We start from the raw sequence: 22,936 nt of genomic DNA, 5'->3' as shown, positions 1-22,936 counted from the left end.
TTTCCAAATAAAAAACGCTCGCCGAAACTCGGCGAGCGGAAAATTTACCTTACTTCACTTCCGTAACCGCTTCATTGGTGCGAACAACGAATTCGTCGTCCTCCACATCAAATACAATGCGCTGACCTGCAATCGCTGTGCCTTTTAACAACTCTTCAGACAAACGGTCTTCTACATATTTTTGAAGTGCGCGACGAAGAGGTCGTGCTCCGTATTCAGGATCATACCCCTCTTTGGCTACTTTTTCAAGCGCAGCGTCTGTCAGTTCCAAATCAATGTTTTGTTCTTTCAAACGCTCCGTTAATTGCTTAGACATCAAGGTCACAATTTCGCGAAGGTTCTCTTTCTCAAGAGAATGGAAGACGATCATGTCATCAATACGGTTCAAGAATTCAGGACGGAAGGCTTTCTTCAATTCAGCCAACATTTTGCCCTTCATGTCTTTATAATCCGTTTTCGCATCTTCTAAATTGAACCCGACGTATTTATTGTATTTCAATTCTTCAGCACCGACGTTAGACGTCATGATGATGACGGTGTTGCGGAAATCTACTCGGCGTCCTTTGGAATCAGTCAAACGGCCATCTTCAAGCACTTGCAAGAGAATGTTGAAGACATCCGGATGCGCTTTTTCAATTTCATCGAGAAGGACGACAGAATAAGGTTTTCTGCGGACTTTCTCAGTCAATTGGCCGCCTTCTTCATAACCGACATAACCTGGAGGCGAACCGACAAGGCGTGAAGTCGAATGTCTTTCCATGTATTCGGACATATCGATGCGGATCATGGCGTCTTCATCACCGAACATTGATTCAGCTAGCGCACGCGCAAGCTCCGTTTTACCTACACCAGTAGGCCCAAGGAAAATGAATGAACCAATTGGACGTTTCGGATCTTTCAATCCTGCACGTGCCCGGCGAATCGCTTTAGAGATGGACGTTACCGCCTCTTCTTGGCCGATGACACGATTATGCAGAATTTCTTCCAAGTTCAACAATTTATCAGATTCTGTCTGAGCCAATTTCGATACTGGAATGCCTGTCCACATAGACACAACGGTTGCAATATCTTCCATTGTCACTTCAGACTCTTCTTTGCCTTGCTTTTCTTTCCATTCTTTTTTCGTTTTATCCAATTGATCTTTCAATTTCTGTTCAGCATCACGAAGCGAAGCCGCTTTTTCAAATTCCTGGCTTTGCACCGCTTCATTTTTCTCGGAACGAGCCGCTTCTAACTTCGCTTCCAACTCTTTCAAATCTGGTGGAGTCGTATACGAACGAAGACGGACTTTAGATCCTGCTTCATCAATCAAATCGATCGCTTTATCCGGCAAGAACCGATCCGAAATATAACGGTCAGACATTTTTGCTGCTGCTTCGATGGCTTCATCCGTAATTTTCACACGGTGATGCGCTTCATAGCGGTCACGAAGCCCTTTAATAATCTGAATCGATTCATCAACAGTTGGCTCATCTACTTGGATCGGCTGGAAACGGCGTTCTAAAGCTGCATCTTTTTCAATGTATTTACGGTACTCATCTAAAGTCGTTGCACCGATACATTGCAATTCACCGCGAGATAAGGACGGCTTCAAGATATTTGACGCATCAATTGCACCTTCTGCACCGCCAGCACCAATCAAGGTATGAAGCTCATCGATGAACAGAATCACATTGCCGGCTTGGCGAATTTCATCCATCACTTTTTTCAACCGGTCTTCAAACTCGCCGCGGTATTTTGTACCTGCGACAACTGTTCCCATATCTAAAACCATTACGCGTTTGTCGCGCAAAGTTTCCGGTACTTCATTATTTACAATTTGTTGTGCTAATCCTTCAGCGATCGCTGTTTTACCGACGCCTGGTTCCCCGATCAATACCGGATTGTTTTTAGTCCGGCGGCTCAAGACTTCAATAACACGTGTGATTTCTTTGCTGCGTCCGATCACTGGATCCAAGCTGCCTTCACGCGCTACTTGCGTCAAATCACGTGCCAAACCATCAAGAGTCGGCGTGTTTGCAGAAGCATTCGGGCTGCTTCCTGTAGACGCTTGTTCATTGCTGCCTAAAAGCTGCAAGACTTGTTGGCGTGCTTTATTCAAGCTGACCCCGGCATTTCCAAGAACGCGTGCCGCTACACCTTCACCTTCACGGATCAAGGCAAGCAGTAAATGTTCCGTTCCGATATACGAATGGCCCAGTTTACGGGATTCATCAACCGAAAGTTCAATCACTTTCTTCGCTCTTGGCGTATAGTGAACGATTGGGCCTACATCTTTCTCACCGACACCAACCAATTCTTTAACGCCTTCTTCGATCAATTGCGTGTTCACTTCAATCGCTTCCAAAGCTTTAGCGGCGATACCGCCACCCTCACGAATTAAACCTAATAGGATATGCTCAGTACCAATTGACTCGTGCTTCATACGAATAGCTTCTTCTTGGGCTAATTGAAGAACTTTTTGTGCGCGTTGTGTAAATCGATTAAACATCATGCAAAATCCTCTCCTCTGTTGTTAGTAACATCTTCATTATTTAAACGGTCCCGGAACAATTTGGCTCGGGCATAGTCTCTTTCCTTCGGCTGCAGCGGCTTGTCTGAATAGCGCTGTAAAAAAGCAGGCTGCATAAACACCATCAGCTCATTCAATATGGACATGTCCATGCCTTCAATCATTTTCAAGTCGATGCCAAGACGGACATCGGAGAGACAAGTGGCCGCTTCTTCTGTTGTCAGCAACCTTGCATTGGTCAGCGTGCCAAGCGAGCGATAAATTCGGTCTTCCAGAACAACTGGAGAGTTGCTTAAAATAGCTTCTCTTGCCCGGCGCTCTTGCTGGATAATCTGATCTGTCATATTTTCCAGATCCTGCAGAATCTCATATTCTGATTTCCCAAGCGTAACCTGGTTGGAAATCTGATAAACATTCCCAAGCGCTTCACTGCCTTCTCCGTAAATACCTCTTACTACCATTCCTAAACGTGATATAGCTGGAATAATGCGAGTGATTTGATGAGACATGGTCAACGCTGGCAAATGGAGCATGACAGATGCGCGCATTCCAGTTCCTGTATTCGTCGGACAACTTGTTAGATATCCATACTTTTCATGAAAAGCGTAAGATAAGTGTTTTTCGAGTAAAGAGTCTAACTCATTCGCTCGTTGATAAGCTTCCTGTAAATGAAAGCCTGACTGCAAACTTTGAATACGCAAATGATCTTCCTCATTTACCATAATACTGAGTTCCTCATTTTCCGAAATCAATACTGACCCCGAATGAGTGCCTTTTGCTAAATAAGGGCTAATCAAATGCTTCTCTACTAAAACTTCTCTTTCTAATTGAGGAGTTTCTTGAATACTAATATGAGTAAAGGAATGTTTCAATTCTTTTCCCTTATCGAGCAAGACAGCAGATATTTCCTTGTCTACTTTCAAAGCCTCATCTTCCGTATAAGCATAAGGAAATTTAAAATTGTTCAAATTTCGGGCCAGTCTAATTCTAGTACTCATTGCAATATCTACATTCTCACCGTCATTCGACATCCAACTGCTTGCCCTTGGCTGAAGAAAGCGCTCAATTGCCATCAGAAGCACCTCCTTCCAGCTGAACATTAAGAGCTTTTACCTGATCCCTTAACTTTGCAGCCTCTTCGAAATTCTCCTGCTCAATTGAAGACTTCATTTGCTTACGCAGCTCTTCAATCTCTTTTTTTATTTTTAAGGTACTTCCATAAGAAGCGGGTATTTTACCAGTATGCTCACTATTTCCGTTATGAAGTCTTTTAAAGATCTCATCCAATTGAGACTCGAATACTTCGTAGCATTCAGCACACCCGAATTTACCTAACTTTAGAAACTTATTAAATGTAAATCCACAGGACGGGCAAACAGCCACTTCTTTTTTTATTGGATTTGGAGAAGTTTGCTGGTTTGGAAACCAATTAGACAGTAATTGATGTATCGCTAGAGGATCCTGTTCAAAAACAATATTGAAATTGTGGTTTCCTGCTGCACATACATGGCATAACTGTCGTTCAGTCATTTGCCCATTGATATTCTGTTTTACTATCACGGAGGCAGGCCGTTCGCCGCATTGATCGCAAATCATATTACCACTCCTTACATGTTCGGCTGATGCTTTAAGGTAAACAGCATAGCAATTAATATTCTTGCTCTAATTTCATCACGGACCGGCAAAGGCATCAGCAATGTCGATCGGTCAACAGCACTCAAAATCAAGTTGGCCTCACGCTTAGAGACAATCTCTTCATCAAGCAACCGAAAGACAATGTCTTCAGCCATATTTTGTGTCGCACCCTGCTTCAATCGCTCAATAATCTCAGCAATAAAATCTGCCTTTTGATGAAAGCGAATCCGCTTAATTCGAATATAACCGCCTCCGCCTCTTTTGCTTTCAACGATATATCCACGGTCGACAGTAAAACGAGTATTTATAACATAATTAATTTGCGAAGGAACACATTGAAATTTTTGAGCAACTTCGCTGCGCTTTATTTCAATATGTTCTCTATCGCTTAATTCGATAACTTCTTTTAAATAACCTTCAATTACATCAGAAATATTCCGCATCGTCATCACCTCTTCGATACTAATATGTCAAAACTGACTTTGACTATATTTGACTTAATTATACACTATACATTTTGTGCATTTCAAATAGTATGATTCGATGCCAAAATAATTAAAAATGTCCCGAGAGTGATTCCCGAGACATTAAATGATTTTATTCTTGTTCAAGTATTTTTTTTACAAAGTCTTTTGCGTGGCTCGATGCTGACCTTGTTTCTTCTTCACGATATTCGGTTGTCCACTTTACGCCTTCTCTCCAAATTTCCACTACATCACCCTCTGAGACATTGTGCGTGAAATCGGCTACTGGAAAAGTAAAATGTTCCTTTTCTCCATCAATTGAAATGAGTAAAGCTGAGCGTTTATCAATGGTTTCTACTTTATATAAACCTGCTTTCATGATATTCACCTCATTTCAGTTTCCCCCGAATTGAAGTTTTTTAATCCTAAATTTTCTTGAATTATATAAGATAGTTTTACTTTTTATTTTAATAAAAACACAAAAAAGCCGTTACCGGCTACGGTAACGACTTTCCATGTGCCCAGCGACGTCCTACTCTCACAGGGGGAGACCCCCAACTACCATCGGCGCAAAAGAGCTTAACTTCCGTGTTCGGGATGGGAACGGGTGTGGCCTCTTTGCCATCATCACTGGACTATTTTTTTCAGAGTGACTTGTTCACTCAAAACTGGATATTCGACATTGAATACAGGAAACGCGCGCTTCAGAAAGCAATTTGGTTAAGTCCTCGATCGATTAGTATTCGTCAGCTGCACGTGTCGCCACGCTTCCACCTCGAACCTATCTACCTCATCGTCTTTGAGGGATCTTACTTGCTTGCGCAATGGGAAATCTCATCTTGAGGGGGGCTTCGTGCTTAGATGCTTTCAGCACTTATCCCGGCCACACATAGCTACCCAGCGATGCCCTTGGCAGAACAACTGGTACACCAGCGGTGTGTCCATCCCGGTCCTCTCGTACTAAGGACAGCTCCTCTCAAATTTCCTGCGCCCGCGACGGATAGGGACCGAACTGTCTCACGACGTTCTGAACCCAGCTCGCGTACCGCTTTAATGGGCGAACAGCCCAACCCTTGGGACCGACTACAGCCCCAGGATGCGATGAGCCGACATCGAGGTGCCAAACCTCCCCGTCGATGTGGACTCTTGGGGGAGATAAGCCTGTTATCCCCGGGGTAGCTTTTATCCGTTGAGCGATGGCCCTTCCATGCGGAACCACCGGATCACTAAGCCCGTCTTTCGACCCTGCTCGACCTGTACGTCTCGCAGTCAAGCTCCCTTGTGCCTTTACACTCTGCGAATGATTTCCAACCATTCTGAGGGAACCTTTGGGCGCCTCCGTTACTCTTTAGGAGGCGACCGCCCCAGTCAAACTGCCCGCCTGACACTGTCTCCCACCCCGATCAGGGGTGTGGGTTAGAATTTCAATACAACCAGGGTAGTATCCCACCGACGCCTCCTCCGAAGCTGGCGCTCCGGGCTCAAAGGCTCCTACCTATCCTGTACAAGTTGCACCAAAATTCAATATCAGGCTACAGTAAAGCTCCACGGGGTCTTTCCGTCCTGTCGCGGGTAACCTGCATCTTCACAGGTACTATAATTTCACCGAGTCTCTCGTTGAGACAGTGCCCAGATCGTTACGCCTTTCGTGCGGGTCGGAACTTACCCGACAAGGAATTTCGCTACCTTAGGACCGTTATAGTTACGGCCGCCGTTTACTGGGGCTTCAGTTCGCACCTTCGCTTGCGCTAAGCACTCCCCTTAACCTTCCAGCACCGGGCAGGCGTCAGCCCCTATACGTCACCTTACGGTTTTGCAGAGACCTGTGTTTTTGCTAAACAGTCGCCTGGGCCTATTCACTGCGGCTCTCTCGGGCTGTAACACCCTACCAGAGCACCCCTTCTCCCGAAGTTACGGGGTCATTTTGCCGAGTTCCTTAACGAGAGTTCACTCGCTCACCTTAGAATTCTCTTCTCGCCTACCTGTGTCGGTTTGCGGTACGGGCACCTCCCGCCTCGCTAGAGGCTTTTCTTGGCAGTGTGAAATCAGGGACTCGAGGATGAATCCTCTTGCCGTCACAGCTTAACGTATCAGGAATGGGATTTGCCTCATTCCACGCCTCACTGCTTGGACGCGCACAACCAACGGCGCGCTCACCTTATCCTTCTGCGTCCCCCCATTGCTCAAACGGCGGGGAGGTGGTACAGGAATATCAACCTGTTGTCCATCGTCTACGCCTATCGGCCTCGACTTAGGTCCCGACTGACCCTGAGCGGACGAGCCTTCCTCAGGAAACCTTAGGCATTCGGTGGACGGGATTCTCACCCGTCTTTCGTTACTCATACCGGCATTCTCACTTCTAAGCGCTCCACCAGTCCTTCCGGTCTGACTTCAACGCCCTTAGAACGCTCTCCTACCACGGACCTCAGATGAGGTCCATCCACAGCTTCGGTAATCCGTTTAGCCCCGGTACATTTTCGGCGCAGTGTCACTCGACCAGTGAGCTATTACGCACTCTTTAAATGATGGCTGCTTCTAAGCCAACATCCTGGTTGTCTAAGCAACGCCACATCCTTTTCCACTTAACGGATATTTGGGGACCTTAGCTGGTGGTCTGGGCTGTTTCCCTCTTGACTACGGATCTTATCACTCGCAGTCTGACTCCCAATCATAAATCACTGGCATTCGGAGTTTGTCTGAATTCGGTAACCCGGGATGGGCCCCTAGTCCAAACAGTGCTCTACCTCCAGGATTCTAAACGATTGAGGCTAGCCCTAAAGCTATTTCGGAGAGAACCAGCTATCTCCAGGTTCGATTGGAATTTCTCCGCTACCCACACCTCATCCCCGCACTTTTCAACGTGCGTGGGTTCGGGCCTCCAGTAAGTGTTACCTTACCTTCACCCTGGACATGGGTAGATCACCTGGTTTCGGGTCTACAACTGCATACTCATTCGCCCTATTCAGACTCGCTTTCGCTGCGGCTCCGCCTTCTCAGCTTAACCTTGCATGCAATCGTAACTCGCCGGTTCATTCTACAAAAGGCACGCCATCACCCATTAACGGGCTTTGACTACTTGTAGGCACACGGTTTCAGGATCTGTTTCACTCCCCTTCCGGGGTGCTTTTCACCTTTCCCTCACGGTACTGGTTCACTATCGGTCACTAGGGAGTATTTAGCCTTGGGAGATGGTCCTCCCGGATTCCGACGGAATTTCACGTGTTCCGCCGTACTCAGGATCCACTCGGGAGATCCGAACCTTTCAGCTACAGGGCTGTTACCTTGTCTCGCGGACCGTTCCAGGTCGCTTCGCTTAAATTCGGATTTTGTAACTCCACAATGAGTGTCCTACAACCCCAAGAGGCAAGCCTCTTGGTTTGGGCTGTTCCCGTTTCGCTCGCCGCTACTCAGGGAATCGCATTTGCTTTCTCTTCCTCCAGGTACTTAGATGTTTCAGTTCCCTGGGTCTGCCTTCTCATGTGCTATGTATTCACACATGGATACCGCCCCATTAAAGGCGGTGGGTTCCCCCATTCGGAAATCTCCGGATCATCGCTCACTTACAGCTCCCCGAAGCATATCGGTGTTAGTGCCGTCCTTCTTCGGCTCCTAGTGCCAAGGCATTCACCGTGCGCCCTTTCTAACTTAACCAAGTGGTTTGTTAAAAAGTGGATCCCAATTGGGATCGTGCTTACATGAATTGCTTGTTTTCATTTGTTTCAATGTCGTTTTATCCAGTTTTCAAAGAACAAGTTCATTTATAAAAAATGATTGGTGGAGCCTAGCGGGATCGAACCGCTGACCTCCTGCGTGCAAGGCAGGCGCTCTCCCAGCTGAGCTAAGGCCCCAAGAAGAAAAATTATGGTGGGCCTAAATGGACTCGAACCATCGACCTCACGCTTATCAGGCGTGCGCTCTAACCAGCTGAGCTATAGGCCCTCTTGGGAATATCAAAATTGAAAAATTCACATGAATCCTTCAAAACTGAACGCAAAACGTCAACACAAGATCTGGAGATCTTGTTTCCGAATAAATCCTTAGAAAGGAGGTGATCCAGCCGCACCTTCCGATACGGCTACCTTGTTACGACTTCACCCCAATCACCTGTCCCACCTTCGGCGGCTGGCTCCCGTAAGGGTTACCCCACCGACTTCGGGTGTTACAAACTCTCGTGGTGTGACGGGCGGTGTGTACAAGGCCCGGGAACGTATTCACCGTGGCATGCTGATCCACGATTACTAGCGATTCCGGCTTCATGCAGGCGAGTTGCAGCCTGCAATCCGAACTGAGAACGGTTTTCTGGGATTGGCTCCCCCTCGCGGGTTGGCTGCCCTTTGTACCGTCCATTGTAGCACGTGTGTAGCCCAGGTCATAAGGGGCATGATGATTTGACGTCATCCCCACCTTCCTCCGGTTTGTCACCGGCAGTCACCTTAGAGTGCCCAACTGAATGCTGGCAACTAAGATCAAGGGTTGCGCTCGTTGCGGGACTTAACCCAACATCTCACGACACGAGCTGACGACAACCATGCACCACCTGTCACCGCTGTCCCCGAAGGGAAAGCCTTGTCTCCAAGGCGGGCAGCGGGATGTCAAGACCTGGTAAGGTTCTTCGCGTTGCTTCGAATTAAACCACATGCTCCACCGCTTGTGCGGGCCCCCGTCAATTCCTTTGAGTTTCAGCCTTGCGGCCGTACTCCCCAGGCGGAGTGCTTAATGCGTTAGCTGCAGCACTAAGGGGCGGAAACCCCCTAACACTTAGCACTCATCGTTTACGGCGTGGACTACCAGGGTATCTAATCCTGTTTGCTCCCCACGCTTTCGCGCCTCAGCGTCAGTTACAGACCAGAAAGTCGCCTTCGCCACTGGTGTTCCTCCACATCTCTACGCATTTCACCGCTACACGTGGAATTCCACTTTCCTCTTCTGCACTCAAGTTCCCCAGTTTCCAATGACCCTCCACGGTTGAGCCGTGGGCTTTCACATCAGACTTAAGGAACCGCCTGCGCGCGCTTTACGCCCAATAATTCCGGACAACGCTTGCCACCTACGTATTACCGCGGCTGCTGGCACGTAGTTAGCCGTGGCTTTCTGGTGAGGTACCGTCAAGGTACCAATAGTTAGTTGGTACGTGTTCTTCCCTCACAACAGAGTTTTACGATCCGAAAACCTTCGTCACTCACGCGGCGTTGCTCCGTCAGACTTGCGTCCATTGCGGAAGATTCCCTACTGCTGCCTCCCGTAGGAGTCTGGGCCGTGTCTCAGTCCCAGTGTGGCCGGTCACCCTCTCAGGTCGGCTACGCATCGTGGCCTTGGTGGGCCGTTACCCCACCAACTAGCTAATGCGCCGCGGGCCCATCCTGCAGTGACAGCCGAAACCGTCTTTCCGTGAAGCCTCAGGTGAGGCTTCAAACTATTCGGTATTAGCACCGGTTTCCCGGAGTTATCCCGATCTGCAGGGCAGGTTGCCCACGTGTTACTCACCCGTCCGCCGCTAAACGCTTGGAGCAAGCTCCAAGTGTTCCGCTCGACTTGCATGTATTAGGCACGCCGCCAGCGTTCGTCCTGAGCCAGGATCAAACTCTCCATTATAGAGTAGTATTGATTGCTCAATGCTGGCGCATCGCCGCCTCCGAAAAGACGGGCGATTCGCTTTGATCTGGCAAAAGCCTGATCAGTAAGTTGTGGCGCGGGACCAGAAGGTCCGTTGCCGATATTGTTGACGTTTTGCTGTTCAGTTTTCAAGGTTCATTATAAAAATTGGTGGAGCCTAGCGGGATCGAACCGCTGACCTCCTGCGTGCAAGGCAGGCGCTCTCCCAGCTGAGCTAAGGCCCCATTGAATGGTCGGGAAGACAGGATTCGAACCTGCGACCCCTTGGTCCCAAACCAAGTGCTCTACCAAGCTGAGCTACTTCCCGAACTTAAATGCTGAGTGTAAAAATATGGCGCGCCCGAGAGGACTCGAACCTCTAACCGCTTGATTCGTAGTCAAGTACTCTATCCAATTGAGCTACGGGCGCTTATTCATGATGAAAACCTGACGGTTTTTTCTGCAAACAAAGATGGTGCCGAGGACCGGAATCGAACCGGTACGGTAGTCACCTACCGCAGGATTTTAAGTCCTGTGCGTCTGCCAGTTCCGCCACCCCGGCATGGGTCGGCTTTGAATTGCTGCAAAAAATTGGAGCGGAAGACGGGGGTCGAACCCGCGACCTCCACCTTGGCAAGGTGGCGTTCTACCACTGAACTACTTCCGCAAAAATGGTGCGGGTGAAGGGAGTCGAACCCCCACGCCCGAAGGCGCTAGATCCTAAGTCTAGTGCGTCTGCCAGTTCCGCCACACCCGCGTGGCAATAATGAAATTAAAATGGTGAGCCATGAAGGATTCGAACCTTCGACCCTCTGATTAAAAGTCAGATGCTCTACCAACTGAGCTAATGGCTCTCACGAAAAGTGGTGCCGGAGAAAGGACTTGAACCCTCAACCTACTGATTACAAGTCAGTTGCTCTACCAGTTGAGCTACTCCGGCGAAAGAGAAAAAATGGTGGAGGATGACGGGATCGAACCGCCGACCCTCTGCTTGTAAGGCAGATGCTCTCCCAGCTGAGCTAATCCTCCAGTATGTATGCCCAGCGACGTCCTACTCTCACAGGGGGAGACCCCCAACTACCATCGGCGCAAAAGAGCTTAACTTCCGTGTTCGGGATGGGAACGGGTGTGGCCTCTTTGCCATCATCACTGGACTATTTGATTTTTGAAAGACAAGTTTTATTATACCAATTCTGACCGGTATTTCAAGCTTTTTTTAAAAAAACTTTTGCCTTATTCTTTCAAAACTGGATATTCGACATGAAACAAAGGAAACGCGCTCTTCAGAAAGCCATTTTGGTTAAGTCCTCGATCGATTAGTATTCGTCAGCTGCACGTGTCGCCACGCTTCCACCTCGAACCTATCTACCTCATCGTCTTTGAGGGATCTTACTTGCTTGCGCAATGGGAAATCTCATCTTGAGGGGGGCTTCGTGCTTAGATGCTTTCAGCACTTATCCCGGCCACACATAGCTACCCAGCGATGCCCTTGGCAGAACAACTGGTACACCAGCGGTGTGTCCATCCCGGTCCTCTCGTACTAAGGACAGCTCCTCTCAAATTTCCTGCGCCCGCGACGGATAGGGACCGAACTGTCTCACGACGTTCTGAACCCAGCTCGCGTACCGCTTTAATGGGCGAACAGCCCAACCCTTGGGACCGACTACAGCCCCAGGATGCGATGAGCCGACATCGAGGTGCCAAACCTCCCCGTCGATGTGGACTCTTGGGGGAGATAAGCCTGTTATCCCCGGGGTAGCTTTTATCCGTTGAGCGATGGCCCTTCCATGCGGAACCACCGGATCACTAAGCCCGTCTTTCGACCCTGCTCGACCTGTACGTCTCGCAGTCAAGCTCCCTTGTGCCTTTACACTCTGCGAATGATTTCCAACCATTCTGAGGGAACCTTTGGGCGCCTCCGTTACTCTTTAGGAGGCGACCGCCCCAGTCAAACTGCCCGCCTGACACTGTCTCCCACCCCGATCAGGGGTGTGGGTTAGAATTTCAATACAACCAGGGTAGTATCCCACCGACGCCTCCTCCGAAGCTGGCGCTCCGGGCTCAAAGGCTCCTACCTATCCTGTACAAGTTGCACCAAAATTCAATATCAGGCTACAGTAAAGCTCCACGGGGTCTTTCCGTCCTGTCGCGGGTAACCTGCATCTTCACAGGTACTATAATTTCACCGAGTCTCTCGTTGAGACAGTGCCCAGATCGTTACGCCTTTCGTGCGGGTCGGAACTTACCCGACAAGGAATTTCGCTACCTTAGGACCGTTATAGTTACGGCCGCCGTTTACTGGGGCTTCAGTTCGCACCTTCGCTTGCGCTAAGCACTCCCCTTAACCTTCCAGCACCGGGCAGGCGTCAGCCCCTATACGTCACCTTACGGTTTTGCAGAGACCTGTGTTTTTGCTAAACAGTCGCCTGGGCCTATTCACTGCGGCTCTCTCGGGCTGTAACACCCTACCAGAGCACCCCTTCTCCCGAAGTTACGGGGTCATTTTGCCGAGTTCCTTAACGAGAGTTCACTCGCTCACCTTAGAATTCTCTTCTCGCCTACCTGTGTCGGTTTGCGGTACGGGCACCTCCCGCCTCGCTAGAGGCTTTTCTTGGCAGTGTGAAATCAGGGACTCGAGGATGAATCCTCTTGCCGTCACAGCTTAACGTATCAGGAATGGGATTTGCCTCATTCCACGCCTCACTGCTTGGACGCGCACAACCAACGGCGCGCTCACCTTATCCTTCTGCGTCCCCCCATTGCTCAAACGGCGGGGAGGTGGTACAGGAATATCAACCTGTTGTCCATCGTCTACGCCTATCGGCCTCGACTTAGGTCCCGACTGACCCTGAGCGGACGAGCCTTCCTCAGGAAACCTTAGGCATTCGGTGGACGGGATTCTCACCCGTCTTTCGTTACTCATACCGGCATTCTCACTTCTAAGCGCTCCACCAGTCCTTCCGGTCTGACTTCAACGCCCTTAGAACGCTCTCCTACCACGGACCTCAGATGAGGTCCATCCACAGCTTCGGTAATCCGTTTAGCCCCGGTACATTTTCGGCGCAGTGTCACTCGACCAGTGAGCTATTACGCACTCTTTAAATGATGGCTGCTTCTAAGCCAACATCCTGGTTGTCTAAGCAACGCCACATCCTTTTCCACTTAACGGATATTTGGGGACCTTAGCTGGTGGTCTGGGCTGTTTCCCTCTTGACTACGGATCTTATCACTCGCAGTCTGACTCCCAATCATAAATCACTGGCATTCGGAGTTTGTCTGAATTCGGTAACCCGGGATGGGCCCCTAGTCCAAACAGTGCTCTACCTCCAGGATTCTAAACGATTGAGGCTAGCCCTAAAGCTATTTCGGAGAGAACCAGCTATCTCCAGGTTCGATTGGAATTTCTCCGCTACCCACACCTCATCCCCGCACTTTTCAACGTGCGTGGGTTCGGGCCTCCAGTAAGTGTTACCTTACCTTCACCCTGGACATGGGTAGATCACCTGGTTTCGGGTCTACAACTGCATACTCATTCGCCCTATTCAGACTCGCTTTCGCTGCGGCTCCGCCTTCTCAGCTTAACCTTGCATGCAATCGTAACTCGCCGGTTCATTCTACAAAAGGCACGCCATCACCCATTAACGGGCTTTGACTACTTGTAGGCACACGGTTTCAGGATCTGTTTCACTCCCCTTCCGGGGTGCTTTTCACCTTTCCCTCACGGTACTGGTTCACTATCGGTCACTAGGGAGTATTTAGCCTTGGGAGATGGTCCTCCCGGATTCCGACGGAATTTCACGTGTTCCGCCGTACTCAGGATCCACTCGGGAGATCCGAACCTTTCAGCTACAGGGCTGTTACCTTGTCTCGCGGACCGTTCCAGGTCGCTTCGCTTAAATTCGGATTTTGTAACTCCGCAATGAGTGTCCTACAACCCCAAGAGGCAAGCCTCTTGGTTTGGGCTGTTCCCGTTTCGCTCGCCGCTACTCAGGGAATCGCATTTGCTTTCTCTTCCTCCAGGTACTTAGATGTTTCAGTTCCCTGGGTCTGCCTTCTCATGTGCTATGTATTCACACATGGATACCGCCCCATTAAAGGCGGTGGGTTCCCCCATTCGGAAATCTCCGGATCATCGCTCACTTACAGCTCCCCGAAGCATATCGGTGTTAGTGCCGTCCTTCTTCGGCTCCTAGTGCCAAGGCATTCACCGTGCGCCCTTTCTAACTTAACCAAGTGGTTTGTTAAAAAGTGGATCCCAATTGGGATCGTGCTTGCATGAATTGCTTGTTTTCATTTGTTTCAATGTCGTTTTATCCAGTTTTCAAAGAACAAGTTTGAAGTCACAAAACAGGCTCACGCCTGAAGGGTGAACCTTCAAAACTGAACGCAAAACGTCAACACAAGATCCGGAGATCTTGTTTCCGAATAAATCCTTAGAAAGGAGGTGATCCAGCCGCACCTTCCGATACGGCTACCTTGTTACGACTTCACCCCAATCATCTGTCCCACCTTCGGCGGCTGGCTCCACTAGGGTTACCCCACCGACTTCGGGTGTTACAAACTCTCGTGGTGTGACGGGCGGTGTGTACAAGGCCCGGGAACGTATTCACCGTGGCATGCTGATCCACGATTACTAGCGATTCCGGCTTCATGCAGGCGAGTTGCAGCCTGCAATCCGAACTGAGAACGGTTTTCTGGGATTGGCTCCCCCTCGCGGGTTGGCTGCCCTTTGTACCGTCCATTGTAGCACGTGTGTAGCCCAGGTCATAAGGGGCATGATGATTTGACGTCATCCCCACCTTCCTCCGGTTTGTCACCGGCAGTCACCTTAGAGTGCCCAACTGAATGCTGGCAACTAAGATCAAGGGTTGCGCTCGTTGCGGGACTTAACCCAACATCTCACGACACGAGCTGACGACAACCATGCACCACCTGTCACCGCTGTCCCCGAAGGGAAAGCCTTGTCTCCAAGGCGGGCAGCGGGATGTCAAGACCTGGTAAGGTTCTTCGCGTTGCTTCGAATTAAACCACATGCTCCACCGCTTGTGCGGGCCCCCGTCAATTCCTTTGAGTTTCAGCCTTGCGGCCGTACTCCCCAGGCGGAGTGCTTAATGCGTTAGCTGCAGCACTAAGGGGCGGAAACCCCCTAACACTTAGCACTCATCGTTTACGGCGTGGACTACCAGGGTATCTAATCCTGTTTGCTCCCCACGCTTTCGCGCCTCAGCGTCAGTTACAGACCAGAAAGTCGCCTTCGCCACTGGTGTTCCTCCACATCTCTACGCATTTCACCGCTACACGTGGAATTCCACTTTCCTCTTCTGCACTCAAGTTCCCCAGTTTCCAATGACCCTCCACGGTTGAGCCGTGGGCTTTCACATCAGACTTAAGGAACCGCCTGCGCGCGCTTTACGCCCAATAATTCCGGACAACGCTTGCCACCTACGTATTACCGCGGCTGCTGGCACGTAGTTAGCCGTGGCTTTCTGGTGAGGTACCGTCAAGGTACCAATAGTTAGTTGGTACGTGTTCTTCCCTCACAACAGAGTTTTACGATCCGAAAACCTTCGTCACTCACGCGGCGTTGCTCCGTCAGACTTGCGTCCATTGCGGAAGATTCCCTACTGCTGCCTCCCGTAGGAGTCTGGGCCGTGTCTCAGTCCCAGTGTGGCCGGTCACCCTCTCAGGTCGGCTACGCATCGTGGCCTTGGTGGGCCGTTACCCCACCAACTAGCTAATGCGCCGCGGGCCCATCCTGCAGTGACAGCCGAAACCGTCTTTCCGTGAAGCCTCAGGAGAGGCCTCAAACTATTCGGTATTAGCACCGGTTTCCCGGAGTTATCCCGATCTGCAGGGCAGGTTGCCCACGTGTTACTCACCCGTCCGCCGCTAAACTGGAAGGAGCAAGCTCCCCCAGTTCCGCTCGACTTGCATGTATTAGGCACGCCGCCAGCGTTCGTCCTGAGCCAGGATCAAACTCTCCATTATAGAGTAGTATTGATTGCTCAATGCTGGCGCATCGCCGTCTCCGAAAAGACGCACGATTCGCTTTGATCTGGCAAAAGCCTGATCAGTAAGTTGTGGCGCGGAACCCGAAGGTCCGTTACCGATATTGTTGACGTTTTGCTGTTCAGTTTTCAAGGTTCATGTTTATCACCAACTCGTAATGGCGACTTTTAAATATTACCAGCTCGTTAACCAGAAGTCAATAGCTTTTTAAAAATATTTTTTCGTGATTCAATTACTAAAAACACGACATCAATTATTGTAGCACCTCTTACACTTCAGCGCAACACTTATTTTTAAAAAATAATAGAGCTCTGAAATAGTACTATTTCAGAGCCCTATCTTATATAGCATCAAAGAGATTAATCACGAGGACGCATTTGCGGGAACAACAAGACGTCTCTAATAGATGCTGAATTAGTCAATAACATAATTAAGCGGTCAATCCCAATTCCTAATCCACCAGTTGGCGGCATGCCGTACTCCAATGCTTCTATGAAGTCTTCGTCCATTTCATGAGCTTCATCATTACCTTCAGCTTTTTCGATTAACTGCGCTTCAAAGCGTTCACGCTGATCTATAGGGTCATTTAACTCAGTGAAGGCGTTAGCGTGTTCACGACGAACAATAAACAACTCGAAACGGTCAGTAAAACGCTCGTCTTCTGGATTTTTCTTAGCTAATGGTGATATCTCCACAGGATGGCCGTACACAAATGTAGGTTGAACCAATTCTTCCTCAACCTTTTGTTCAAAGAACTCGTTTAAAATATGTCCTACTTCCATAGTAGGTTTTATTTCTACGTTGTGTTCTTTAGCTAAGGCTTGAGCTTGTTCTTTGGTCATTTGCTGCCAGAAATCTGCTCCTGTGTACTCTTTTACTGCATCTGCCATGTGCAGACGTTTCCAGCCTGGCGCTAAGTTGATCTGATCTTCGCCATATTGGACAGTAGTCGTGCCGAATACTTCTTGTGCAACATGAGCGATTAGGTTTTCCGTCAGCGCCATGATGTCTTTGTAATCTGCATAGGCTTCATATAGCTCAAGCATTGTGAATTCCGGGTTATGGCGAGTAGAAATTCCTTCGTTACGGAATACGCGGCCGATTTCGTATACTTTTTCTAATCCGCCAACGATTAAGCGCTTCAAATGCAACTCAATTGCAATCCGAATATACAATTCCATATCTAGTGCATTATGATGCGTAATAAATGGACGCGCCGCCGCTCCTCCGGCAATCGAATGTAACATTGGCGTTTCCACTTCTAAAAATCCTTGGTTATCCAAATAGCGGCGCATCGATTGGATGATGCGGCTGCGAAGGATGAACGTTTCTTTGCTTGTTTCACTTGTAAGCAAATCCAAATAACGCTGGCGGTAACGCTGTTCAACGTCTTTCAAGCCATGGAATTTATCTGGAAGCGGGCGAAGCGCTTTTGTTAAAAAGACAAATTCTTTCGCTTTAACGGATAATTCGCCTACATTTGTTTTAAAAACGGTTCCTTTGACCCCAACGATGTCACCCAAGTCTACTGAATTGTAGATTTCGTATGACTCATCGCCGATGGCGTCTTTGCGAACATAAATTTGGATTTGGCCTTGCAGATCTTGAACATGCGCAAATCCTGCTTTTCCTTTTCCGCGTTTGGTCATAATACGACCAGCAATCACAACTTCGTGTGGATTTTCTTCAAGTTCTTCTTTGGAAAACTCACCGTATTGATCGATGACTTCTTGAGAAGCGTGCGTACGTTCAAAACGTGCGCCAAAAGGATCCATTCCTTGTTCTCTGAAAGCCTGCATCTTTTGCCGTCTCACCAATAATTGATCGTTTAACTCTTCTGACATGTCCTACACTCCTTTATTTATAAAAACCACGCTCGTTCGTGTATTAATCTATTGTACACAATTTCTCTTCAATCTACATAGAAAGCTGCCATAAATTTGAGGCGGCTTGTACTTTCCGCTTGAATTGCATCTTTTTTTATCTTTTATTATCCAATAAAGTCTTCAAGACTAATGTATGTTTTCCATAAACGGACGCCTTGCGCCGATGGTTTGACTTCATCCTTTAAAAACGCTGCAATCTCTACTAAGGGGATGAGCACGAAATCTCTTTCGTACATGCGTGGATGCGGAACGACAAGCCGTTCTGTCTGAATCGCCTCTTGATTATAAAGCAAGATATCGAGGTCTATGGTCCGGGGGCCCCACCTGATGAGGCGCTTTCGATCCAAACTCTGTTCAATTTCTTGGCATACATCTAATAAGTCGATTGCTGTCATGTCGGTGTGAAGACAAACTACCATATTCAAAAACGGCTCCTGGTCTGTATAACCGACAGGATCTGTTTCGTACAAAGAAGAAATGCTTTGTACCATAATTCGTGGATGCTGATCCAATAATTTCACGGCTTGCTTCAGCATATCGAAACGGTCTCCCATATTCGAGCCTAGCGAGAGGTAACTGATATTCATGCGAACTCCCCTCGTGTTAAGTCAATCGCGACTGATTTGTAATGGCCCGGAATCGGAGGGTCGGGTTTAATCAACTGCACCCGAATTCCTTTAACAAGCGGAAATTCCGATAAGATGCGGCTTGCCACTTCTTCCGCGACAGCTTCTACCAGTTTTTTCGGTTCGCCTTCCACTACAGATTTACACGTTTCATAAACTTCTCCGTAATGCACCGTATGTTCCAGCGCATCCGTCTCGCCTGCCCGCCTTAAATCAACCGCCAGCGAAACCGTCAAACGAAAGCGCTGACCGAGTTTGGTTTCTTCCGGAAAAACTCCATGATATCCGTAAAACTGCATCTCATTTAGATGAATAAAATCCATTACTCCACCCCTTTATAATTTCGTTTACCAGTTAAGACATCCATCATATGCACCGTACGGCTTGTTTCTTTCACATCATGAACTCTGACGATATGGCAGCCTCGCTCAACGCCATAGCACACCGTCGCTAAAGATCCTTCTAAACGTTCGGCAACAGGCAAATCCAATACTTTACCGATCAGCGATTTACGGGAAGTTCCAAGCAGCACAGGATAGCCAAGCGCAACGAATTGATCGAGATGCTGCATCATTTCAATATTTTGAGCAGTCGTTTTCCCAAAGCCAATACCGGGATCTAGCCATATGTGCGCTTTTTGGACTCCCGCATCCAAAGCGATCTGGATGCTGTTCTCCATATCTTTCTGTACATCTTCCCAGAAATTAACGTATGACGTATCGTTACGGTTGTGCATTAGAATGATTGGCACATTCCACTTGGCTGCAACGGCTGCGATTTCCGGTTCGTATTTAGCTCCCCAAATATCATTGATAATGTGGGCGCCAGCTGCAATCGCCGCCTCTGCCACTGCCGCTTTATAGGTATCGACGGAAATAAGAGCATTTACCTCTTTGGCCAAAGCCTGGATAACCGGTACAACCCGATTGATTTCTTCTTCATCCGAAATCATGGTATAGCCCGGCCGGGTTGATTCACCGCCGACATCGATAATATCCGCTCCATCCTCCACCATTTGTTTAGCACGAAAGACTGCATTTTCGATGGTCGTGTAATTGCCTCCATCCGAAAAAGAATCCGGTGTAATGTTCAAAATCCCCATTACCCACGTTTTTTCTTCGAAGTTGATCTCCATTATGTACACCTGCACTTTCTAGTAGTTTCCATTGCCTTATCTTAACGCGAATGAACCCCTTTTTGCCACACAAAAAAGAGTATGCCAGAAGCACACTCTTTTTTCAGAAACACTTATTTTTCTTCGTCGAATTGGTAAAGCGGCGTGCTCAAATAGCGTTCGCCATTTGACGGGATGATTGCCAATACTTTTTTCCCTTTGCCCAGGCGTTTTGCTAATTGAAGCGCTGCATAGATCGCCGCTCCAGAAGAAACGCCGCCTAAAATGCCTTCTTCACGAGCTGCTTTGCGAGCCGTTTCATAAGACTGATCATTGGTTACTTGAATGATTTCGTCGTAGATTTTCGTATCTAAGATATCTGGAACAAACCCTGCGCCGATTCCTTGGATTTTATGCGGGCCTGGCTTGCCGCCTGAAAGAACAGGTGAATCTGTCGGTTCTACAGCCGCAATAAGGATTTCAGGATATTTGTCTCTTAACACTTGGCCAGCTCCGGTGATTGTACCGCCTGTACCGATCCCAGATACGAAAGCATCTAGTTGGTCACCCATTGTTTCCACGATTTCCGGACCCGTCGTTAAACGGTGGATTTCAGGATTTGCTTCGTTTTTAAATTGCTGCGGCATAAACCAGCCATTTTCAGCTACTAATTTTTCTGCCGTTTTGATGGCGCCATTCGGTCCGTTCATGCCGTCAGGGCCTGGAGTCAATACAAGTTCAGCGCCGTAAGCACGCAATAAATTCCGGCGTTCCATGCTCATCGTTTCCGGCATAACCAATACAGATTTGTAGCCTTTAGCAGCAGCAATCATTGCTAAGCCGATACCTGTATTTCCACTAGTCGGTTCAATAATCGTGTCGCCTTCTTTTAAATCGCCGTGCTTTTCAGCAGCTTCGATCATCGCTAATGCAATGCGGTCTTTCACACTGCTGCCCGGGTTGAAATATTCCAATTTCAAATAAACTTCTGCATCCTCCGAACCTGTCAGACGGTTTAACTTTACGATAGGTGTTTGGCCGATCAAGTCAGCCACAGAATTTCCAATACGCGCCATTTGTCAACACTCCTAATCCCTACTAATTTTATCTGCATTATACTTTCTTCATCGTATCAGTGTTTTTGGAACTCTGTCAAATTGTATGAATCGTTCAAAAAGGAGGCATCCCAAATTAATTTCGGGACACCTCCTTATCGAATTCATTAACAGCAAGGGGCTTTCCAATAAGTTTTTGCTCATTGAAAAACCCCTCATTTCACTCGCTATAAAACCATTCGGCATCAAATTCGTTCCAAAATGCTTCAGGCGTTACCGATTGCGGCAATTGCTCCAATGCCAGCTCGCGGCTAATATGCCCTGAAACTTCCTTGAAAGAAAAAGTTTGTCCATCCGCTTTTTCTGTAACAGTGATAATCGCGATATCTCCATTTTCCAAGGTCAACGGTTTTGACCATTTTCCGATATCCAATGAAGACGCTGTTTCAGAGATGACCGCATCAACAGAGGATTGCTTCGGAGAGATATACCCGATATCTCCTCCCAAACTGCCGCTCGCTGTATCAATCGAAAGCTCTCTCGCTAAAGCTTCGAAAGAAGAGCCGTCTTCAAGCTCAGCAATGGCTTCTTCTGCTTTTTGCATCGAATCGACCACCATCATGCGTGTACGATACGCATCTGGTACATCGTAAAGCGATTGATTTTCTTCGTAGAAGGCTTTGATTTGCTCCTCTTCAACGACGACGTCTTTTGTCAGCACTTTCTCTAGAATCAATTGCGCTTTCAATTTGTCACGTACCCGCTTCGAATCTCCTGCAAAAAGAGCGGTTTCGGTGCTATCTTGCGCAGAGCGCAGCATGGCCAGTTCAAGGTCCACTTCTTTATCCGTGACTTTGATGTCGTATTCCTTGGCCGCTGTCTCCATCACTTTCTGGTTGACCAATTCAAGCAAGGTATCCCGGCCGTGCTGGTCTTCCATTGCCGCCAACCACTCTTCGCGCGTGATTTCGTCACCACTGACAGAAGCCACTTCTTCATTGCTTCCGCCTTTGTCATTCGGAATCAGCCAAGCAATAAACCATAGTAAATTTCCGAGAAATAAAATGAGCAACAGGACAAGCAACGGCCCTGTTTTTAATTTTCGTCTTGGGCGCCCGGGTTCTGCCGGTGAAGGTGCGGGCCGCCGGCGATTAAGATTGGAGCTCATCGATGAACGCTTCTAATTCCTCTTTAGAATACTGGTACGTTTCCAGGCAGAAATGGCACTGGGCCTCAGCCATTCCATCTTCGCTGATCATCTGTTCAAGTTCCTTTTGCCCAAGGCCAATAAGCCCTGCTGCAAATCGTTCTTTTGAACAATTGCATTCAAATTTCACCGGCATTGTATCTAAGATCTGAATATTTCCTTCTCCAAGCACTTCTTCTAATATTTGCTGCGGGTTCAATCCGCGTTGAATCATTTTGGAAACCGGCTCAATCGAAGCTAAGCGTTTTTCCAATTGGCTGATGACTTCGTCTTCGGTATCCGGCATCAACTGAATGATAAATCCGCCTGCTGCCAAGATGGAATTGTCCGTATCGACTAAGACACCCAAACCGACAGAAGAAGGCACTTGTTCAGACACTGCGAAATAATAAGTGAAATCTTCCGCAATTTCCCCTGAAACGATCGGGCTCTGGCCCGTGAAGTTTTCGCGAAGGCCTAAATCTTTCACGACCGAAAGCATCCCTTCTTGCCCAACTGCCCGGCGCACATCCAATTTCCCTTTTTCATTCAAATCAAAATGCGTCTGCGGGTTTGTGACATAGCCGCGCACGCCGCCTGTCGCATCGCTGTCCACTAGGATGGTGCCAATCGGGCCTCCGCCATCAATTTTGATGGTGACTTTATTGTCTCCTTTGAGCATTGCCCCAAGCATAACGCCTCCCGTCATGGTGCGCCCTAATGCAGCCGAAGCTGTCGGCCACATCATGTGGCGCCGCTGCGCTTCAGCGACCGTTTCAGTCGTATCGACTGCAAAAGCACGGACACTTCCGTTAAAAGCCAATCCGCGCACTAAATAATCTCCCACTGTGATCGTT

General features: G+C 48.4%; 12 protein-coding genes, 11 tRNA genes and 6 rRNA genes. All 29 read right to left on the bottom strand.

Annotated features, from left to right (window positions below):
* Window positions 1–49: 49 nt before the first annotated feature.
* Window positions 50–2,494, bottom strand: a complete 2,445-nt coding sequence (gene clpC / locus AC2EXB_RS00495; RefSeq protein ID WP_251480279.1) for an ATP-dependent protease ATP-binding subunit ClpC — start codon at window positions 2,492–2,494, stop codon at window positions 50–52.
* Entirely contained in the window at window positions 2,491–3,585 is a 1,095-nt protein-coding gene (gene mcsB / locus AC2EXB_RS00490; protein ID WP_235197789.1) for a protein-arginine kinase McsB, read from the bottom strand. The genes clpC and mcsB overlap by 4 nt, the downstream gene beginning before the upstream one ends.
* Entirely contained in the window at window positions 3,575–4,108 is a 534-nt protein-coding gene (locus AC2EXB_RS00485; RefSeq protein WP_251480282.1) for a UvrB/UvrC motif-containing protein, read from the bottom strand. The genes mcsB and AC2EXB_RS00485 overlap by 11 nt, the downstream gene beginning before the upstream one ends.
* An 11-nt stretch (window positions 4,109–4,119) precedes the next feature.
* The gene (locus AC2EXB_RS00480; RefSeq protein ID WP_483604696.1) at window positions 4,120–4,590 is read right to left on the bottom strand and encodes a CtsR family transcriptional regulator; all 471 of its coding nucleotides are present in this window, start codon (window positions 4,588–4,590) and stop codon (window positions 4,120–4,122) included.
* Window positions 4,591–4,744: 154 nt separating this feature from the next.
* Window positions 4,745–4,990 carry a hypothetical protein gene (locus AC2EXB_RS00475; protein WP_483602960.1) on the bottom strand — a complete coding sequence of 82 codons (246 nt, stop codon included), beginning with the start codon at window positions 4,988–4,990 and terminating at the stop codon, window positions 4,745–4,747.
* A 140-nt stretch (window positions 4,991–5,130) separates the two neighbouring features.
* Window positions 5,131–5,246: ribosomal RNA gene (rrf, locus tag AC2EXB_RS00470) — 5S ribosomal RNA — on the bottom strand.
* Window positions 5,247–5,327: 81 nt separating this feature from the next.
* A 23S ribosomal RNA gene (locus AC2EXB_RS00465) occupies window positions 5,328–8,262 on the bottom strand.
* A 121-nt stretch (window positions 8,263–8,383) separates the two neighbouring features.
* Window positions 8,384–8,459, bottom strand: a tRNA-Ala gene (locus AC2EXB_RS00460).
* A 14-nt stretch (window positions 8,460–8,473) separates the two neighbouring features.
* A tRNA-Ile gene (locus AC2EXB_RS00455) sits at window positions 8,474–8,550 on the bottom strand.
* A gap of 102 nt (window positions 8,551–8,652) precedes the next feature.
* Window positions 8,653–10,203: ribosomal RNA gene (locus tag AC2EXB_RS00450) — 16S ribosomal RNA — on the bottom strand.
* Between the two features lie 169 nt (window positions 10,204–10,372).
* Window positions 10,373–10,448 (bottom strand) — tRNA-Ala (locus AC2EXB_RS00445).
* A gap of 6 nt (window positions 10,449–10,454) precedes the next feature.
* Window positions 10,455–10,531 (bottom strand) — tRNA-Pro (locus AC2EXB_RS00440).
* Window positions 10,532–10,556: 25 nt separating this feature from the next.
* Window positions 10,557–10,633: transfer RNA gene (locus tag AC2EXB_RS00435), tRNA-Arg, on the bottom strand.
* Window positions 10,634–10,676: 43 nt separating this feature from the next.
* A tRNA-Leu gene (locus AC2EXB_RS00430) sits at window positions 10,677–10,765 on the bottom strand.
* Window positions 10,766–10,795: 30 nt separating this feature from the next.
* Window positions 10,796–10,870, bottom strand: a tRNA-Gly gene (locus AC2EXB_RS00425).
* A gap of 5 nt (window positions 10,871–10,875) precedes the next feature.
* Window positions 10,876–10,960: transfer RNA gene (locus tag AC2EXB_RS00420), tRNA-Leu, on the bottom strand.
* 21 nt (window positions 10,961–10,981) lie between these two features.
* A tRNA-Lys gene (locus tag AC2EXB_RS00415) sits at window positions 10,982–11,057 on the bottom strand.
* Between the two features lie 10 nt (window positions 11,058–11,067).
* Window positions 11,068–11,143: transfer RNA gene (locus AC2EXB_RS00410), tRNA-Thr, on the bottom strand.
* Between the two features lie 13 nt (window positions 11,144–11,156).
* Window positions 11,157–11,232 (bottom strand) — tRNA-Val (locus AC2EXB_RS00405).
* Between the two features lie 9 nt (window positions 11,233–11,241).
* Window positions 11,242–11,357, bottom strand: a 5S ribosomal RNA gene (rrf, locus tag AC2EXB_RS00400).
* 142 nt (window positions 11,358–11,499) lie between these two features.
* Window positions 11,500–14,434: ribosomal RNA gene (locus AC2EXB_RS00395) — 23S ribosomal RNA — on the bottom strand.
* 206 nt (window positions 14,435–14,640) lie between these two features.
* A 16S ribosomal RNA gene (locus AC2EXB_RS00390) occupies window positions 14,641–16,191 on the bottom strand.
* The 16S, 23S and 5S rRNA genes sit together here with 11 tRNA genes alongside, the layout of an rRNA operon.
* A gap of 380 nt (window positions 16,192–16,571) precedes the next feature.
* Complete coding sequence (lysS, locus tag AC2EXB_RS00385) at window positions 16,572–18,056, bottom strand: lysine--tRNA ligase (RefSeq protein WP_483602958.1); 1,485 nt, start codon at window positions 18,054–18,056, stop codon at window positions 16,572–16,574.
* 146 nt (window positions 18,057–18,202) lie between these two features.
* A complete protein-coding gene (folK, locus tag AC2EXB_RS00380) occupies window positions 18,203–18,685 on the bottom strand; it encodes a 2-amino-4-hydroxy-6-hydroxymethyldihydropteridine diphosphokinase (protein WP_235197785.1) in 483 nt (160 codons plus the stop codon).
* Window positions 18,682–19,047 carry a dihydroneopterin aldolase gene (folB, locus tag AC2EXB_RS00375; RefSeq protein ID WP_235197784.1) on the bottom strand — a complete coding sequence of 122 codons (366 nt, stop codon included), beginning with the start codon at window positions 19,045–19,047 and terminating at the stop codon, window positions 18,682–18,684. The genes folK and folB overlap by 4 nt, the downstream gene beginning before the upstream one ends.
* A complete protein-coding gene (gene folP / locus AC2EXB_RS00370; RefSeq protein ID WP_483602955.1) occupies window positions 19,047–19,859 on the bottom strand; it encodes a dihydropteroate synthase in 813 nt (270 codons plus the stop codon). The genes folB and folP overlap by 1 nt, the downstream gene beginning before the upstream one ends.
* A 113-nt stretch (window positions 19,860–19,972) precedes the next feature.
* Window positions 19,973–20,914: a cysteine synthase A gene (gene cysK, locus AC2EXB_RS00365; RefSeq protein WP_483602953.1), complete on the bottom strand. Its 942-nt coding sequence runs from the start codon at window positions 20,912–20,914 to the stop codon at window positions 19,973–19,975.
* Window positions 20,915–21,113: 199 nt separating this feature from the next.
* Window positions 21,114–22,061, bottom strand: coding sequence for a peptidyl-prolyl cis-trans isomerase (locus AC2EXB_RS00360; RefSeq protein WP_483602951.1), 948 nt, complete (start codon window positions 22,059–22,061; stop codon window positions 21,114–21,116).
* Window positions 22,045–22,926, bottom strand: a complete 882-nt coding sequence (gene hslO / locus AC2EXB_RS00355; protein WP_235197781.1) for an Hsp33 family molecular chaperone HslO — start codon at window positions 22,924–22,926, stop codon at window positions 22,045–22,047. The genes AC2EXB_RS00360 and hslO overlap by 17 nt, the downstream gene beginning before the upstream one ends.
* Window positions 22,927–22,936: the final 10 nt, after the last annotated feature.

The organism is Planococcus alkaliphilus, from assembly GCF_057031095.1.
Note: the sequence above shows the minus strand (reverse complement) of the source record. Positions and strands in the feature narration are given on the sequence as shown.

Coding starts and splice junctions, on each gene's coding strand:
- AC2EXB_RS00485 (WP_251480282.1), bottom strand. CDS start 4,108: ATGATTTGCGATCAATGCGGCGAACGGCCTGCCTCCGTGATAGTAAAA.
- AC2EXB_RS00475 (WP_483602960.1), bottom strand. CDS start 4,990: ATGAAAGCAGGTTTATATAAAGTAGAAACCATTGATAAACGCTCAGCT.
- mcsB (WP_235197789.1), bottom strand. CDS start 3,585: ATGGCAATTGAGCGCTTTCTTCAGCCAAGGGCAAGCAGTTGGATGTCG.
- folK (WP_235197785.1), bottom strand. CDS start 18,685: ATGAATATCAGTTACCTCTCGCTAGGCTCGAATATGGGAGACCGTTTC.
- clpC (WP_251480279.1), bottom strand. CDS start 2,494: ATGATGTTTAATCGATTTACACAACGCGCACAAAAAGTTCTTCAATTA.
- lysS (WP_483602958.1), bottom strand. CDS start 18,056: ATGTCAGAAGAGTTAAACGATCAATTATTGGTGAGACGGCAAAAGATG.
- folB (WP_235197784.1), bottom strand. CDS start 19,047: ATGGATTTTATTCATCTAAATGAGATGCAGTTTTACGGATATCATGGA.
- folP (WP_483602955.1), bottom strand. CDS start 19,859: ATGGAGATCAACTTCGAAGAAAAAACGTGGGTAATGGGGATTTTGAAC.
- cysK (WP_483602953.1), bottom strand. CDS start 20,914: ATGGCGCGTATTGGAAATTCTGTGGCTGACTTGATCGGCCAAACACCT.
- AC2EXB_RS00360 (WP_483602951.1), bottom strand. CDS start 22,061: ATGAGCTCCAATCTTAATCGCCGGCGGCCCGCACCTTCACCGGCAGAA.
- AC2EXB_RS00480 (WP_483604696.1), bottom strand. CDS start 4,590: ATGCGGAATATTTCTGATGTAATTGAAGGTTATTTAAAAGAAGTTATC.